This is a genomic window from Cyclobacterium xiamenense, assembly GCF_042140265.1.
In the GTDB taxonomy this organism is placed as follows: Bacteria; Bacteroidota; Bacteroidia; order Cytophagales; family Cyclobacteriaceae; genus Cyclobacterium; species Cyclobacterium xiamenense_A.
The window spans coordinates 4732436-4748889 of record NZ_CP159481.1 but is presented as its reverse complement, the minus strand read 5'-3'; the positions used below and the strand labels follow the sequence as shown (position 1 = coordinate 4748889).

12 protein-coding genes are annotated in these 16454 nt (G+C 50.7%); 8 read left to right on the top strand and 4 right to left on the bottom strand.

Annotation, left to right across the window (positions count from 1 at the left end; genetic code table 11):
- The first annotated feature begins 26 nt into the window (after positions 1 to 26).
- From ABWH99_RS19295 to ABWH99_RS19270, 6 genes are all read left to right on the top strand, one after another.
- Positions 27 to 1502: a hypothetical protein gene (locus ABWH99_RS19295; protein WP_375583446.1), complete on the top strand. Its 1476-nt coding sequence runs from the start codon at positions 27 to 29 to the stop codon at positions 1500 to 1502.
- 43 nt (positions 1503 to 1545) lie between these two features.
- A complete protein-coding gene (locus tag ABWH99_RS19290) occupies positions 1546 to 2721 on the top strand; it encodes a sialidase family protein (protein ID WP_375583445.1) in 1176 nt (391 codons plus the stop codon).
- Positions 2722 to 3121: 400 nt separating this feature from the next.
- The gene (locus ABWH99_RS19285) at positions 3122 to 3865 is read left to right on the top strand and encodes a phytanoyl-CoA dioxygenase family protein (protein WP_375583444.1); all 744 of its coding nucleotides are present in this window, start codon (positions 3122 to 3124) and stop codon (positions 3863 to 3865) included.
- A complete protein-coding gene (locus ABWH99_RS19280; RefSeq protein ID WP_375583443.1) occupies positions 3862 to 6381 on the top strand; it encodes a sodium/solute symporter in 2520 nt (839 codons plus the stop codon). The genes ABWH99_RS19285 and ABWH99_RS19280 overlap by 4 nt, the downstream gene beginning before the upstream one ends.
- A 14-nt stretch (positions 6382 to 6395) precedes the next feature.
- Entirely contained in the window at positions 6396 to 7523 is a 1128-nt protein-coding gene (locus tag ABWH99_RS19275; RefSeq protein WP_375583442.1) for a sialidase family protein, read from the top strand.
- A gap of 18 nt (positions 7524 to 7541) precedes the next feature.
- Positions 7542 to 9863 carry an aminotransferase class III-fold pyridoxal phosphate-dependent enzyme gene (locus ABWH99_RS19270; RefSeq protein WP_375583441.1) on the top strand — a complete coding sequence of 774 codons (2322 nt, stop codon included), beginning with the start codon at positions 7542 to 7544 and terminating at the stop codon, positions 9861 to 9863.
- Positions 9864 to 10116: 253 nt separating this feature from the next.
- Here the strand turns inward: ABWH99_RS19270 and ABWH99_RS19265 are convergent, their stop codons facing one another.
- On the bottom strand, positions 10117 to 10257 hold the full coding sequence (locus tag ABWH99_RS19265) for a LytTR family transcriptional regulator DNA-binding domain-containing protein (protein WP_375583440.1): 141 nt from the start codon (positions 10255 to 10257) through the stop codon (positions 10117 to 10119).
- A 181-nt stretch (positions 10258 to 10438) separates the two neighbouring features.
- On the opposite strand from ABWH99_RS19265, the gene ABWH99_RS19260 reads away from it, so the two are divergent.
- Positions 10439 to 13099, top strand: coding sequence for a histidine kinase N-terminal 7TM domain-containing protein (locus ABWH99_RS19260; protein WP_375583439.1), 2661 nt, complete (start codon positions 10439 to 10441; stop codon positions 13097 to 13099).
- 35 nt (positions 13100 to 13134) lie between these two features.
- Here the strand turns inward: ABWH99_RS19260 and ABWH99_RS19255 are convergent, their stop codons facing one another.
- The 3 genes from ABWH99_RS19255 to ABWH99_RS19245 all read right to left on the bottom strand — a co-directional run bounded on the left by ABWH99_RS19255 (position 13135) and on the right by ABWH99_RS19245 (position 15007).
- Positions 13135 to 13455 carry a 2Fe-2S iron-sulfur cluster-binding protein gene (locus tag ABWH99_RS19255; RefSeq protein WP_375583438.1) on the bottom strand — a complete coding sequence of 107 codons (321 nt, stop codon included), beginning with the start codon at positions 13453 to 13455 and terminating at the stop codon, positions 13135 to 13137.
- Between the two features lie 15 nt (positions 13456 to 13470).
- Positions 13471 to 14475, bottom strand: a complete 1005-nt coding sequence (locus ABWH99_RS19250; protein ID WP_375583437.1) for an NAD(P)/FAD-dependent oxidoreductase — start codon at positions 14473 to 14475, stop codon at positions 13471 to 13473.
- 97 nt (positions 14476 to 14572) lie between these two features.
- Entirely contained in the window at positions 14573 to 15007 is a 435-nt protein-coding gene (locus ABWH99_RS19245) for a MarR family winged helix-turn-helix transcriptional regulator (protein WP_375583436.1), read from the bottom strand.
- Between the two features lie 172 nt (positions 15008 to 15179).
- Between ABWH99_RS19245 and ABWH99_RS19240 the strand changes: the two genes are divergently transcribed.
- Complete coding sequence (locus tag ABWH99_RS19240) at positions 15180 to 15965, top strand: SDR family oxidoreductase (RefSeq protein ID WP_375583435.1); 786 nt, start codon at positions 15180 to 15182, stop codon at positions 15963 to 15965.
- Positions 15966 to 16454: the final 489 nt, after the last annotated feature.

Genomic DNA, 16454 nt, shown 5'->3' with positions numbered 1-16454 from the left:
TGGTTATATTTCGATTAAAAAAAGCGATGTTTGTTCCCCCGTTGAAGCCTACGTTTCGGCTGCTTGCCGTGTTTTTATGTGTCCTCACCTGCTTTGCCAGTAAAGCCCGGCAGCAGCCTGTCTCTCTCGCTGACCGCCGCGAACTTTTTGTCGACGGGCACCTGATAGACTCCCTCAACGGTGCCAGCTTGCGGATGCATGCGCCGGTGGACGAAGGAGAGGTATTGCCTTTTGACTTACCCTGGGAGGGAGCTTTCTCCGCATACGTCACCATCCTCCAGGATGGGGATACATTCAAGGCTTATTACCGCGGTGTCCCCACGGCAGGCAAGGATGGCAACAGTGCCGAGGTCACCTGCTATGCCGAGTCCACCGATGGTATTCATTGGCAAAAACCACACCTTGGCATCCACGAAGTAGGAGGCGACACGAACAACAACGTAATCCTGGCAAATGAGGCGCCAATTACCCATAATTTCAGTCCCTTCATTGACACCAACCCCGCTGCCAAACCGGATGAACGCTATAAAGCATTGGGAGGTACCCAAAAAAGCGGATTGGTTGCCTTTACTTCTCCCGATGGCATTCACTGGAAGCGCTTACAAAAGGAACCGGTTTTTCGTCAGGGTGTCTTCGACTCGCAAAACGTTAGCTTTTGGTCCGAGAGTGAGAACAGGTACGTATGTTACTTCCGGTCCTGGACCGGTAAAGGATACCAGGGTTTTCGTTCGGTAAGCAGAACCACTTCCGGGGATTTTATCCACTGGACCGAACCGGAGCCGATGGGTTTTGGAAATACGCCCTATGAGCATTTGTACACCCAGCAGACCAGTCCTTATTTTCGCGCACCCCACATTTACCTGGCTATTGGAGCACGCTTCATGCCCAATCGAAAGGTGGTTTCAGACGAAGAAGCCAAGAAATTGGGTGTAAATCCAAAGTATTATAACGACTGCTCCGACGCCATTTTGATGTCCTCAAGGGGAGGAACCCGTTATTACCGGCAATTTATGGAGTCCTTTATCCGGCCCGGTATCGGTCTTCAGAACTGGGTATCCCGTTCCAATTACCCCGCCCTTAACCTGGTGCAAACCGGGCCGGCAGAGATGTCGCTGTATGTCAATCAGGATTATGCCCAGCCTTCCGCCCATTTGCTCCGGTACAGCATGCGTCTGGACGGGTTGGCTTCCCTTTCGGCAGGTTATGCGGGTGGGGAAATGCTTACGCGTCCGCTTACCTTTACCGGTAATAGGCTGGAGTTGAATTTCGCCACGTCTGCGGCAGGAGAAGTCCGGATCGAATTGCTGGATGCATCGGGAAACAAGCTGCCCGGCTACTCTCTGGAGGAATGCCGTCCTCTTATCGGAAATGAAATTTCCAAAGTCGTGTATTGGAACAACAATGCCGATGTTTCGGAATTATCGGGTAAAGAAATCCGGATGCGGGTTTTACTGTCCGATGCCGATCTTTTTTCTTTCCGTTTCTATGCCAGTGCCGACTGATGCCGGGCAATAGACAAAGATTTACACCCAAACGAATTACATAATGAGACAATCTTCCCTTTTTTCCTTAACCCTTTTTGTGGTCATTGTTGCCTTGCAACCTACTGTTGCCCAAACGAAGGGGTCCACCGCGACAAAAATCCGGGACCTGGTGATCTACCAGGATTCCATGTACTACGCCAGTTTTCCTTCCATTGTGCAAAAGGCGGATGGGGAGTTTTTGCTTTCTTTTCGGCGTGCGCCCGATCGAAGGGTGGCATTTGGAGAAAAGGGAAACAATCACGTGGATCCCAATAGCTACCTGGTCCACATGACTTCCAAAGACGGACTCAACTGGAACCATGCGCCGGAATTGCTATATGCGCATGATTTCGGAGGCTCTCAAGATCCATGCCTGTTGCGACTTCGGGATGGCACCTTGCTGTGCGCCAGTTATGGATGGGCGTTTTTGCGGGAAGATGGTGTGGAAAACCTACCTACCCCGAACTTTCAGAATCGTGCCGGTACCGTATTTCTAGGAGGATACGTGCTGCGTTCCATCGATGGCGGAAAACGCTGGTCCAACCCCATCTATCCCCCACACATCGAACCAGAGATCAATTTCACGCCGATGGGGAATCCGGTACCTGCCTACAATCGTGGAGCCATGTACGAAGGGAAAAACGGGCGTATCTATTGGGTGGTCGCGGCAAATGACCGGGAAACACCTCGCCGAACCTCCAATTACTTACTCGTTTCGGACGATGGCGGTATTAATTGGGAACACCTGTCCACCGTCGCCAGAGACGAGGAGGTACTATTCAACGAGGCGTCCATCTATGAAACGCCGAAAGGAGATTTGGTGGCATTTATCCGAACGGCTAATTTCGAAGACCAAGCTGTCATTGCGCGGTCCACCGATGGAGGAAAATCCTTTACCTGGCAAGGAATGGGGTTTCAGGGGCATCCCCTGCAGGCCACACGGTTGCCGGATGACCGGGTACTTTTGGTTTATGGCTACCGACACGAGCCATTTGGGATCAGGGCAAGGATACTAAACCCGGAATGTACCGATTTTGCCACCGCCGAAGAAATTGTCCTCAGGGAAGATGGAGGGAACGGTGACATCGGGTATCCCTGGGCAGTAGTTCTCGACGAAAACCGGGTGTTGGTCACCTACTACTTTAACAAAGAAAACGGTTCCAGGTACATTGCCGGCACATTGCTCGAGATTCCCTGAGCGGATTCTTTGGTTTCCAATGGACTACCAATCAGGCGAACGGAAAGGGTCTGCTGGGCTGAATTCTTTGCAGCCTTCTCCTGAAATACGTACGATAGGGTAGCCAATTCCAAAAAAATGGTAATCCATTATCCTGAGTACCCGCCAAAAATTTGGGAAAAGGTAAATGCCCGGCGATGCAGATTTGGCATACCTCGGGATGCGAACAGATTGCAGATGGGCTACAGCTAGAAAGCAGTAGTCATGTAAACTCAGGGTTGAAAAGGGTTTTTGGCGTGTAGTAATAGCCGGGAAGCTGGAAATCCCGGGCACCACTGCCAGGAAATTGACTGTTTCTGAAAATTTGCAATCAACTGTCAAGGGCCTTCATTGGACCATGGGTAGAAAAAAACACGAAGAAATGACGAAGGAAAACGAACAGATTCAGCAATTCTCACGCGATGGCTACCTGTACTTACCGGGCTTTTTATCCCGCAATCAGGTGGAGGAGATCAACGAACAGTTGGACACCTTTATTCGTGACCAGCTCTCCGATATGGCACCAGAACATAGGAAATACGAAGTTCCGGGAGAGATAGAAACGTTGAAAATGCTTCAGGACCTGCACGTCTATTCGCCGTTTTTCGAACGTTTGCTGTTGGAAAGTTCCTTTTCTCAATTGGCCGAGAGACTCCTGGGAGAACCCGTGACCGGCAAGACGCTTGAGTATTTCAATAAACCTGCAAAAATTGGGAAGGCTACCCCTCCGCATCAAGATGGCTATTACTTTATGCTGAAACCCATGAGCGCCGTGACCATGTGGTTGGCGCTGGAAGATGTGGACGAAGAAAATGGATGGGTAAGCTATGTGAAAGGTTCGCACAAGAAGGGCATGCGTACTCACGCAGCCACGCAGACGGTTGGGTTTTCACAAGGGATTGTAGATTTTGGAAGTCCCGCAGACTTGAAAGACGAGGTGCACGTTCCGGCCAAACCCGGGGACCTGCTGCTACACCATGCCCTGACCATCCACCGGGCAGCCCCCAATACGCATCCGGAGCGAAGCCGAAAAGCGCTGGGTTGGATTTATTTTGGTGAATCCGCCCAAGAGGACGTGGCGGCGAAAAAAGCCTACGTAAAATCCTTGAATCAACGGCAGGCATGAGCAGGAAGCTAATCCGAAACCTAAGCATGGGGGCGTGGGTTCTGTTTTTTGCATTGGCTTGTCAATCCAGACCTTCTGCGGTGAGCCCGGAACTCCGGAAGCGCGCGGTACAGGAGCTGCAGCAGGGGATGGAGAACCAGGAGCAGTGGGTAAAAGTACACGCTGCAGAATATAAATTATGGCTGGACTACACCGATGGCGTGTTGGAAACCTTTCTGCTGGAGGAAGAGAAATGGGATCAGCTTTCGCCCTATCGCATCGGAGTCTGGCGAGTGTTAGCCCAGGCAGATCCGGCCTCACGCGATAGCTATATACAGAAAATCCTTAGGGCCTTCGAAGACCGAAATGGTCCCGACCGGGTACATGCTGCCGAAACCCTGGCCAAGCTGGGGGAATCGCTGGCCGACTTGTCACCGGAAGTTACGCGGGAAGTAGTAGATGGTCCCGTAAACAGCCTGTATGTCTACACCCTGTGGAGTACCTTACAGGGTAGCGATTCGGCCGCGGCCTGGGAGCAATTGCTGGACCTGGCACTGAATCCTGAACGAGATGAAATAATCCGGCTTCAGGCAGCTTTTGTCCTCCGAAGTGAAGGAGTTTTTTCTTCGGCTTCCTGGAAAAAACTAGCCAAGGTCGGTCTACAAGAGCCGAAAGCGTCCCTTCCCAGGGTGTACCTGTTATCGGCCGCCCTCATGCATGCACCGGAGGAAGAACGAAACAGTCCGATTTTAGGGGAGGTAAAAAATGCCCTGCGGGACCTAAAAGAGTCCCCTTCCAAGGGAGTTCGAATGGAAATAGCCCATGCATTGGGTACTGCGGGGAGTCCCGAGGACCTACCGGTGCTTGTGGCGCTGTTCGAAAACGAAAACCCGCTGGTGCCTGAGGCGGAAGTTCCCGGCGAGGATTTGCAGGCGGAGGTGAATGCAGACGTTCGGGCCGCGGCTGCCTATGGAATTCTGATGCTGGACCGACGGCAGGAGTACAGCCTGGCCTGGGCCGATTGGTTCGTAGTGGCGGCTTACCTGGCCGGCATGGTTGGCGTGGGTTATTATTTTTCGCGAAAAAACAAAAGTGAAAGGGATTACTATCTGGGCGGTGGAAAGATGAACCCGGTTGCAGTCGGTTTATCGCTATTTGCTACCCTGCTTAGTTCCCTGAGTTACCTTTCCTATCCGGGAGAAATGGTGAAATACGGTCCGGTAATCTTCTCCGGCGTATTGGTTTTTCCGCTGGTATATTATGTGGTGGGCTGGTTTCTGATTCCCCGGTTTATGAAATTGCGGGTCACCAGCGCCTACGAGATTTTGGAGATAAATCTGGGTGTGAGCATACGGGTACTGGCAACCTTTTTCTTTTTGTCGCTGCGATTTTTGTGGATGGGTACGATCATCTTTATTACGGTGCATACAGCCATCCTGGCAATTTTCGGAGTCGATCCGTCGTATACATTGATCATTAGCATATTGTTGATGGGGATTACCATTTTTTATACCACGCTAGGTGGGCTGAAAGCCGTGGTGTTTACAGATGTGATCCAATCGGGCGTGCTGATGGGTGGGGCCATTTTGACCTTGCTGGTGGTGACCCTCTCTTTTGGGTCGGTAGCTGCATGGTTTCCTACCGAATGGCTGGCGCATTGGGGCGAACTGAAGTTGGGGGTAGATGCCCGGGAGCGCATGACGATCGGCAATGCCCTGCTGACCACCTTTGTATGGTACCTGGCTTCTTCGGGTTCCGACCAGATGTCCATACAGCGTTTTCTCGCTACTGAAAATGCCCGAACCGCCCGCAAGACTTTTGGTGTGTCCCTTTTTACGACGTTTGTAGTACAAACCTTACTGGGTTTGGTGGGGCTGGCGGTGTTGGCCTATTTTACCGCGTTTCCCCATTTTCTGGCTCCGGGTGAGACAGTAACCACTCATGCCGACCAGCTATTTCCGAAATTTATCCGTGTAGGATTGCCGGTTGGAATTTCCGGCCTGGTGGCTGCGGGTATCCTGGCAGCAGCCATGTCCAGCCTATCTTCAGGTTTGAACAGCACATCCTCGGTCATTTCAGAAGATCTCATCAAGCGCTTTACCCGCAAAGCACGGGCGCCTCAGAAACAAATGGCGGCGGTGCGCAACCTTTCCCTGTTCGTGGGGGTTTTTGCCTTGCTGCTCAGTTTGCTAATCAGTAAGGTAGAAGGAAACCTCTACGATGTAATTGTTAAAGTCGTTAATCTCTTCGTTTCCCCCTTATTTGTGCTGTTTTTTCTAGCCCTTTTTGTTCCCTTTGCCACGGGAAGGGCGACCTTTCTTGCCGGGATAGGGAGTGTTGCCATTGCGGTGGCCATCGCCTTTTTTAAATTTTTGGGGATTGAGGTATTGTTTATTCTCCCCGTTTCGCTCGGAGTAGGTGTGTTATTGGGCACGATATTGAGTTTTCTGGATGTGCGATTGCTTGGGAATACCGAAACCATGGAAAAGCGCAGCCGGGAGGCAGCCATTTTCAAGAACTCCGGCGAAATTGACTAATCAACCATGAGCGTATGCGGGTATTGGATAAAGGAATGATACGTGGATTGCCAGCATCGCTGGGATTGGAAAGCCTTACTTTTCCGGCAATGGAGGTCTTGCCCTCGGGCCGCTGGCTGGCTGGGTTTCGCGCCGCGGACCAAAAGAAAGACGGACGCTCCATGAAGGCCATGATGACCTGGTCCGATGATCGGGGGAAGACTTGGGTTCCGCCTTTCGAGCCCTTGCTTCTTCCAGGGATTAATGGTAGATCCGGACACTCTCATAGCCTGTACTTTCTTGCGTTGGGAGCAAACCGCGTGTTAGCAGTTACCAATTGGGTGGATGCCAGCTATCCGGAAGCGCCCTTTTTTGATCCCCATACGGAAAGTCTGAAAGATACTCGAATTTTTTATAGTTTTAGTGACAATGGAGGCGCGGACTGGTGCGAGCCCGTACTGATCGATAGTGCCGCTGCCCAGGGACCCGTGCCGTTAACAGGCCCGCCACTGAGATTGTCGGATGGAAGCCTGATTTGTTCGTTTGAAATAAACAAATTCCGCGAGGATCCGATGCCCTGGAATCATCGCTCGGCCATGCTATTTTCCCGGGATCAGGGAGGGTCCTGGTCGGAGATGCAGGTGGTCACCTGTCATCCTGGTCGGTACTATTGGGATCAGCGCCCGCTGGTGGTGATCGGAGGAGAGCGGGTGGTGAATTTCTTTTGGACCTTTGACGGAATAAAAAACCGTTACCAAAACATTCATCGTTCGGAAAGCATCGATGGAGGAAAAACCTGGAGTGAGCCGGAGGATACCGGGATTTATGGGCAGCCCGGCCGGCCGGTGCAACTGGCAGACGGTCGCCTGGTCCTGGTATCCATTGATCGGCGAAAATTCCCTGAAATTCACCTTCACCTGAGCAGGGACGAAGGAAAGACCTTTTATCGCTCCCGACGACTGATTACTTTTGAGCAGAAGCCACAAGATAGCGAGTACCTGCGCATGGACGAGGCCTGGGAGGAAATGGCCCGGTATTCTGTTGGTCATCCCCAACTCTTGGCCTTGGATGCCTGGGAGATATTGGTCTACTACTACCAGGGGCCGGATACAGACCGTACATCCATACACTTTCTACGAATCTACCTGGGACCTGGGGATTAACTATAACTCATCGAATCCATGAAAACGAATAAACAGGGGGCCTTTGGCTGGGATTTTTCCGAAAAGGACCGGGAATTGGTGGACAGCCTCCGTGAATTTCTTCCGCCACGTATGTGGGACAGTCATGCCCATTGTTACCAAACAGAGGACTTAAAAAAGCCCGCACCCGGATTGTGGGCGGGAGGTCCCGAATCGGTGGGTATTTCGGTTTGGGAGTCGCGGGTGAAACCTATGTTTCCCAATAGCCGATTGGAGGGAGGTCTTTTTTTTCCAGCCCCCTTGCCGGAGGTGGAGGTGCAGGTTGCGAACGCTTTTTTATGCGCAGAGCTGGATCGATATCCGCATTGTCGCGGATTGGCGCTGATACGTCCCGAGATGCATCCGGAAGAGATGGAGGATATCCTGCAGCACCCCCGGATAAAGGGGCTGAAGCCCTATCATGTGTATAGTCCGGAGCGCCCCAGTCTCCAAAGCTCCATTTCCGGATTCTTGCCCGAATACTGGTGGAAATGGGCCCACGACCACCAGGCGGTGATCATGCTTCATTTGGTAAAAGACCGTGGTATTTCCGATCCGGAAAACCAAAAAACGATTCGTCGTATGTGCCTGGATTACCCCGGATTGAAGTTGGTACTTGCCCATGCCGCTCGTTCGTTTCACGCGCCCCATGCGGCGGGTATAGCGGTACTAAAGGACCTGCCCAATATTTGGTTTGACGTGTCTGGAATATGTGAACCTCAGGCGATCATGACGGTATTGCATCATTTTGGGCCTCAAAAGCTCCTGTGGGGTAGTGATTTTCCGATCTCCTCCCTGCGGGGAAAATCAATTACACTGGGGGATGGTTTTTTTTGGCTGGACGGGGAAGCTTGCAAATGGGATAAAGCATTGGGGTCTCCCAGCCTGGTGGGCATTGAATCCCTGCGGGCTTTAAAAGAGGCTTGTGAGTGGATGGCCCTGGACAAAGAAGAGCAACAAGAGATTTTTTGCGCCAATGGCATGCGACTGGCTGGTCTCGGGGACGGACCGGTCCCGGTCAATCAGGCCCTGTACCGGCATGCCAAAACCCGTATCCCCGGGGGCGTGCAATTGCTTAGCAAACGACCCGAAAACATGGCTCCAGCGTATTGGCCTCCTTATTTCAGAGATGCCCGGGGATGTGAGGTGAGGGATCTGGATGGGATCCGTTACTACGATTTTTCTACCAATGCGGTAGGTGCTTGCTTACTGGGCTACGCCCACCCGGCGGTGAATGAAGCGGTGATGCGCCGGGTCCGAAGAGGTTCTACTTGCTCCCTGAATCCACCAGAAGAGGTAACCCTGGCAGACAGGCTTTGTGCATTACATCCATGGGCGGAACAGGCGCGGTTTGCGAGGGGAGGCGGCGAAGCCTGCGCCCTGGCAGTACGCATTGGACGGGCTACCACGGGAAGGTCTCTTGTGGGGATTTGTGGGTACCATGGCTGGCAAGACTGGTATCTGGCAGCAAACCTCGGTACAGAGGATGCATTGAACGGGCACCTGCTCCCCGGTCTGGAACCTGCCGGGGTACCGGAGGATTTGCGCGGTACGGCCTTTACCTTCCGATACAACGATACCCAGGCTTTCCTTGAGCTCATAAAAACCCATGGTAACCGGATGGCTGCTGTCATTATGGAGCCGGGCAGGAGAGAGGAGCCGTTGCCTGGTTTCCTGGAAACCGTGCGAGAAGTGACCCTGAAATACGGCATATTGCTGATTATGGATGAAATTACCGCTGGTTGGCGAATGCATCGGGGAGGACTGCATTTACGGTATGGGGTAAAGCCCGACATGGCGGTTTTTGCCAAAGCCCTCGGTAACGGATTTCCTATCGCGGCAGTCCTTGGCAGCCGGACGGCAATGGAAGGGGCCCATCGTTCATTCCTAAGCAGTACTTCCTGGAGCGAGGGCATCGGCCCAACCGCTGCCCTGGCCACACTAGAGCAGATGAATGAAATCGACCTGCCCGCCTTGGTGAAGGCCAGGGGAGAAAGCGTGCAGCAGTGCTGGAGGGATTTGGGAACCGCCTGGGGGTTGGATTTGGAGGTATATGGCTTTCCGGCACTGGCTGGATTTCGCTTTTGCCATCCGGACGGTGAGCGACTGCGTACGCTGTTTACACGCGAGATGCTTCAGCGAGGTTTTCTCGCCGGGACAGCTTTTTATCCCGGTCTGGCGCATGCGGAAAACATTATCGCTTCCTATCGGGAGGCGGTGGATCAGGTATTTGCGCTGCTCTCGGAAAGCCTCGAAAAAGGAACCCATCGGCTCCTACCCGAAGAGGAAGTGGCGAAAAGTGGTTTTTCGCGATTGGTATAACCGGAGAGATCAATAGGCTCTCCTGCGGACCTGAAGCGGCCAATCTATCCGGCGAACCTACGGCATTAGTCGATTCTTTGGATAGCCATTTTTTTTTCGCTCCGCCGGGTATTCCCAGTTGTAATTAGGAGAGGGTATTGAGGTTATTGAGAAGTTCCTGTTTGTGTTGCCTGCTGATAGGAAGCCTGGTATTGTTGATTTCCAGATAATTATCCGCTACTGCGTCCAGTTTGCATACATTGACCAGAAACGATCAGTGTATCCGGACGAATTGCCTAACGGGGAGCTTTTGGTCCAGAACCTTAAGCGGGTAAACGACCAGCATTGTCTCTCCTTTGACGTGAATTTTCGCATAGTCTCGGTCGGCCTCTACGTAGTAGATGTCATCGAGCACAGCCTGTTTCCTGCCTCCTTCGGCAGTAACAAATATTTAGCTGCGAAATCATTTTTTACGTATGGGTAAAACCCAATGGTGGTAGAAAGACCCTGCGTTTCGAATAAAAAAATATTTCCATTGTACCAAAAGTGGTTTTATTCCTTTATATTACTTTCTAAATTTCGAATCGCTTTTTGTCATGCCTTCCTTTTTACACGTACATCCCTTGTTTTTTTTATTCCTGGCAATAGCTATGGTCCCGTTATCGTTTCTTTTTTTTGCACGCAAAAAGAAGGGAGAACAGGCCTACACTTATTTTTTATGGATCATGCTTGCTTGTTTTGTCTATTCCTTTACCTACTTACTGGAGTTAATGCTATTGCCTTTGAATTGGAAAATCGCAATGATCAAACTGCAGTACCTGGGAGCAGTGGCCTTTGCCCCACTGGTGCTTTTTTTTACCATGGCGTATACGGCAAATGAACGGTGGATTGCCGGGCCGAGGAAACTTGTATTTCTGATTATTCCCCTGATAAGCCTGCTTTTGGTAGCTACCAATGAATGGCATGGCTCGTTTTATGCCTCTTTCTCCGTTAGCAGAGAAGGTCTGTTTCCAGTACTGGTCACAGAAAAAGCTTGGTTTTATTGGGTACACCAAGGGTATACGCTCTTGCTGATTTTTGCTAGTCTGTGGCTGCTCGTGAAACGTATTTTCGAGGTGCCTGCATCGGACACGAAGCAGGTATTTACGGTGATACTGGGGCTTTGCAGCCCCTTATTGGTCTATATTTGGCACCTCACCGGAAATGAAGCATTTCAGCTGGATCCCATCCCTTTGGGCTTTGTGGGGACCGGATTGTTCTTCTTTCTTGGATTAAAAAACTTTAAACTTTTTCGTATTGCTCCTATAGCCTACCGAACGCTATTCGATAATCTTCAGGAGGGTGTTATGGTATTGGATAGCCAGGGAGCATTGGTGACGTTGAACCTTTCCGCAGCAAAGATCCTTGGCATCAAAAAAGTGCATCAATCTGCAGCACTGCAGGAAATCAATACCCATTGGCCGGAAATTTCCGGTATGCTCGACAACTCCGATTATTACCAGGTGAGGGAATTTACCCGTTTCAAGGACGGTCATAGCCTGTGGTACCTTCTTTCCAAATCCAAGGTCAGCGCTCAAGATCAGCACAAGGTTGGGAGCTTGCTGGTATTGCGTGACATCACCCAGGAAAAAAACTTTCGAATAGAAATCGAGCAGGCCAGAAACATTGCAGAAGACGCAAACAAAGCCAAAAGTGAGTTTTTGGCCAATATGAGCCATGAAATACGAACCCCGCTAAATGGAGTCATCGGTTTTACCGAACTCCTGACCCACACCGACTTGAACGAACAACAGCGGAGGTATGCGGATACGGCCCTGAGGTCGGCTTCGTCTTTGCTGGATCTGATCAATGATATTCTGGATTTGGCTAAGATTGAGTCCGGCAAAGCAGAGCTAAACCTGGATTTAGTCGACCTGCACGAACTGGCAGAGACCATTGTGGATGTGTTAAGTTTTCAGGCCCATCAAAAAGGATTGGAGTTGCTGCTGGATATGCATGCGGATGTGCCGCAGAAGATTGAAACAGACGAGCTCAAGCTCAAGCAGGTATTGATTAATTTGCTCAACAATGCACTGAAGTTTACCGAGCAGGGGGAGGTGGTGCTGACCATAGAAACCATCAACGAACAGCCATCTGCCGGGTCCGAGCATCTCAGATTTTCGATTCGCGATAGTGGCATTGGCATCGCTCCGGAAAAACAAGATCAGATTTTCGACGCCTTTTCACAGGCAGATTCGTCCACAACGAAGAAATTTGGCGGCACGGGGCTGGGATTGACCATATCCAATAAGTTACTTTCGTTAATGGATAGCCGCATTCGACTGGAAAGTGAGCCCGGGCAGGGGAGCACCTTTTTCTTCGAACTTTCGGTAGGTGCTCCAACGAGTGCTGCCAAAGAAAATCCCGTGTCAAAAGAGTATTTATCCCGTTTTTCACAGGTAATAATCCTGGATGGAAATGCATCGTCAGGTGCCCTGCTAAAAAGGTATTGGGAAGATTTTGGGCTGCCCGCAAGGCATCTCCAAACGATCAACGAAGCCTTTTCTGCCATGGAACATGGCTCCGACCCTGTCTTGGTCTTTGTCAACAATCGGCTTTTGGGAAACAATAGTCCGCACGCCATTCAGCAGATGATGCGGCTGGCACAAAAAGCAAACCGAAAGGCCTATTTTGTGCCGTTATTGGGTAGCAATGACAGGGAGAATGCCGTTGATGACTTTGCGAAAATCGGCTGTTTGGGGAGCATGGACAAGCCGGTAACCCCTGGCAAAATCAGGGGGTTTCTTGCCAAAACCTACAGTCCTTTGATGCGATCCCCGGCAATAAACCCAAAAGACCCCAGGCAGGATGGATCTTGTGGCAAGGGTTTTACCCTGCTGGTAGCCGAAGACAATCCCATTAACCGCATGCTGGTAAAGGTGTTTTTGGAGCAAATGAGTCCCGGGGCGCAGGTTCTGGAAGCCGAGAATGGAAAAGATGCTTTCGCCATGTTTATCGCTAGCAAACCCGATCTGGTTATCACAGACATTCACATGCCGGAGATGAACGGATACGACTTGCTACAGGCCATTCGGGAATACCCTGGTAGTAAAGAGGTGCCGGTGATTGGCTTTACCGCAAATGCCTACCCGCAGCAGCCCACCGGTACAAATTCCTACGATTTCGACGATTACCTGACCAAGCCCGTTGCACAAAAAACCTTTCAACAAGTCGTAGGAAGGTGGATGAAATTGCTTTCCAAGCAGGAAGAAAAGTGAACGTGACTCGCGCGCTCACCTTTTTTCACGAGGCATTAATTGTCTTCTCCCCGAAGCTTGATTACCGCCCCGTCCAACAGCTCGCTGATCCGAATCTGGCAGGCGAGCCGACTACTGGGAAAATATTCCGGAAGGGCTTCCAATTGATCCAGTTCGATGTCCGTTGCTTCTCCCAGACCGTTTTTTCCTTCCAGTATTTCAACATGGCAGGTGGCACAAAGTGCCATCCCTCCACAGGTGGCCAAAACGGGATACTCGGATGCCTTCAGTACCTCCATCAGGCTTAGTCCCATGTCGTCCGGTGCTTCAATATCCTGACGATTGCCATCGTGATCTTCTACGGTGAATGTTACCATTGGTTAAAAATGCGATTAAAATGAGTTGACTCCGTTTACGGTCGTGTATTTGAAGCTCAATTTCTGGTCCGGGTACACGTACTTGAAAGCCGATTGCATCATGATGGCGGCTTCATGAAATCCACATAGAATAAGCTTTAATTTGCCCGGGTAGGTATTAATATCACCAATGGCGTAAATGCGCTCCACTCCGGTAGAATAATCTCTCGTATCCACTTCAATAGCGTTCCGGTCGACGGTCAGTCCCCAGTCGGCGATGGGCCCCAGTTTTGGACTTAGACCAAATAATGGGATCAGGTAATCCGTATCAATTTTTATTCGGGTCTTGGCCTTGTCCTCCAAAAATACCGAAGCGAGATGGCCGTTGCCCCCAAGCTCTTTCAGATTGGCAGAAAGGATCAGGTCTATTTTTCCTTCATTCGCCAGATCAAACACCTTGGCTGCTGAATCGGGCGCGCCTCTGAAAGTTTCGTTTCTGTGAACCAGCGTTACTCGCTTGGCCACATCGGACAGATAAATGGCCCAATCTAGGGCTGAATCCCCTCCGCCGGCCAAAATCACTTTTTTATCCCGGAATAGCTCCGGATTCTTCACCATGTATGCCACTCCTTTGCCTTCGAAGTTTTCCAGGTTTTCCAAAACCGGTTTTCTGGGTTCGAAACAGCCCAAACCTCCGGCGATCACCACTACCTGCGCATGGATCTGTGTCTTATCGCTGGTTGTCAGAATGTACGAGCCGTCGTCCTGCTTGCTGAGGTGGTCCACTCGTTCTCCCAAAGAAAACGTGGGCTTAAATGGCTTGATCTGCTCCATGAGATTATCTACCAACTCTTGCGCCTTTACCTCCGGATAACCGGGTATGTCATAAATCGGTTTTTGCGGATAGATTTCCGACAACTGCCCACCTACTTGTGGCAAGGCATCCACCAAATGGCAACGCATCTTTAATAATCCGGCTTCAAAAACCGCAAATAAGCCTACCGGGCCTGCTCCAATTATGCAAATGTCAGTAGTAATCATGGTATAAATAGATTGTTTTAATGGTGGAACCCCGTCCGGGTTCGTTTGTTTTTGCAAAGATAATTAGTATACCAACTATTTTAAATTTTCCGGCAGTTTATTCTGCCAGGTTGCCGTAGATCGTATTCAGTATCCGCTTGAATTCCTCAAAATCCTTTTCGGTTAGGTTCTCCCATGCCTTTTGACGAATCAGGGCAATTTGCGGCTTCAATTCCGCCACTTTTTCCTTCCCGCTGCTCGTTAAATGCAGCCGGTAGCTTCTGCGATCCTGAGGGTGAGGAATTCGCTCCACGTACCCTTTTTTGCAGAGGAGGTCCACAATGCGCGTCAGCGTTGGCTGATCCTTGAATACCAAATGGGCCAATTCCGTCTGGCTAAGCCGGTCGTTTTCCTCCAGGTTTTTCATGACCAACCATTGGTCCACCGTGATGTCAAATGCGTTCAACTTAAACTTTTGTTGGGCGTATTGCTTGACCTTTCGCGCCGTCCTGTCCAACAAAAAGGAGTACCTGCTAAATTGCTCGTATGTCATGCCAATAGTTAGTGGGGCAAATATAATCAATATTTCGCTACTTCTCCCAACAAACCCTATAATAATAATAGGTTTTATCAAATAATGGAATGAGCCCTTTTTAAGCTTGCCTATTTCTTTGGAAAGGCCTATTTTCCGGAAGCGAATGTGTTACCTATAAAAAAACCAAGAAATGATCATTGATCTCAGGGGCTACCGGGCGGTAGTAGGAGGAGCCACGCGGGGACTGGGATTGGCCGCCGCACGGCAACTGGCCGCCTCCGGTGCAACGGTTACGCTAATGGCCCGAAACGAACATTCATTGAACGAGGCTTTGGCATCCTTATCTTCCGATGCTGGCCAACAACACGATTATCTGCAGGTTGACTACCTGGATTTTATCGGGTTCAGGCAGCTCACGGAAAGTTTTTTTAGCGGTAAAAAAGTTGATATCCTTGTTAACAATACCAACGGTCCGAAAGCCGGTACAGTCAATGAGAAAACAACCGAGGACTTTCAGGAAGCCTTCGATCTGCTGTTTAAAACCTACCATCACCTGACCCAACTGCTGGTGCCGGGCATGCGTTCCCGGGGATACGGTCGTATCCTGAATGTTTCCTCGGTTTCGGTAAAGGAGCCCCTACCCAATCTGGTTCTGTCCAACAGCATCCGTACGGCTGTGGTCAGTTGGGCGAAGAGCCTGGCAGACGCAGTGGCCTCCGACGGAGTTACGGTAAATTCCATCCTTACCGGCGCATTTGATACCGAACGCATTCGGGAGTTGACTCAAAAGCAGGCCCAGGCTTCCGGCGACACGATCGACGCGCTGTTGGAAGCACGGAAAGCCAGCATCCCCGCAGGTAGATTTGGGGATCCCAAAGAATACGGCTACCTTCTTGCCTTCCTGGCTTCCCCCATGGCGGCCTATATTACCGGAGCCAGTATACCCATCGACGGTGGGGCCATCAAGAGCCTCTAGTACTGCCCCGGGGAGTATTTGCTTAGGGCCTACTTACCGGCCGCGGACTTTGCAAGGAGTCAAAACTGCATCAAGTACCTCCCGGCTCACTCCTGCCTACCCGCCCCTGCCCGGTGGGCTATAGAAATCCCTTGGCTTTCCTAGTCCCTGAATCGTTCGATACCTTGGTTTAGCTTCGGTTTTTTTTATTTTTTTGTGTGTGAAGCAAAGTGGGTAGGAGTTCGCCGTAGAAATTCAAACGCATGTTTAGGATTGAAACAATCAGGACCGGGATTTTCAGTGGTAAAAGCATCGATGGATGGATGTTTGACCGGCAGCAACTGTCAAAAGTGGAAAGAATTTGATCCCGTTTTTACAAGTCAGACGGTAGTTTTCCCAGGAATTCGATAAATTAGAAGGTGATACTAGTGACGCGAAATCGCCCAGAACGCAAGTGACGCAGGAAGGAATGATCATAAAGCATGCGAGAGTCCACCTACGGGAAGGCGC

Bases quoted from the DNA above. Each gene is read 5' to 3' on its own strand.
- ABWH99_RS19290 (WP_375583445.1), top strand. From the start codon at position 1,546: ATGAGACAATCTTCCCTTTTTTCCTTAACCCTTTTTGTGGTCATTGTT.
- ABWH99_RS19280 (WP_375583443.1), top strand. From the start codon at position 3,862: ATGAGCAGGAAGCTAATCCGAAACCTAAGCATGGGGGCGTGGGTTCTG.
- ABWH99_RS19295 (WP_375583446.1), top strand. From the start codon at position 27: ATGTTTGTTCCCCCGTTGAAGCCTACGTTTCGGCTGCTTGCCGTGTTT.
- ABWH99_RS19255 (WP_375583438.1), bottom strand. From the start codon at position 13,455: ATGGTAACATTCACCGTAGAAGATCACGATGGCAATCGTCAGGATATT.
- ABWH99_RS19270 (WP_375583441.1), top strand. From the start codon at position 7,542: ATGAAAACGAATAAACAGGGGGCCTTTGGCTGGGATTTTTCCGAAAAG.
- ABWH99_RS19245 (WP_375583436.1), bottom strand. From the start codon at position 15,007: ATGACATACGAGCAATTTAGCAGGTACTCCTTTTTGTTGGACAGGACG.
- ABWH99_RS19275 (WP_375583442.1), top strand. From the start codon at position 6,396: ATGCGGGTATTGGATAAAGGAATGATACGTGGATTGCCAGCATCGCTG.
- ABWH99_RS19240 (WP_375583435.1), top strand. From the start codon at position 15,180: ATGATCATTGATCTCAGGGGCTACCGGGCGGTAGTAGGAGGAGCCACG.
- ABWH99_RS19250 (WP_375583437.1), bottom strand. From the start codon at position 14,475: ATGATTACTACTGACATTTGCATAATTGGAGCAGGCCCGGTAGGCTTA.
- ABWH99_RS19260 (WP_375583439.1), top strand. From the start codon at position 10,439: ATGCCTTCCTTTTTACACGTACATCCCTTGTTTTTTTTATTCCTGGCA.
- ABWH99_RS19285 (WP_375583444.1), top strand. From the start codon at position 3,122: ATGACGAAGGAAAACGAACAGATTCAGCAATTCTCACGCGATGGCTAC.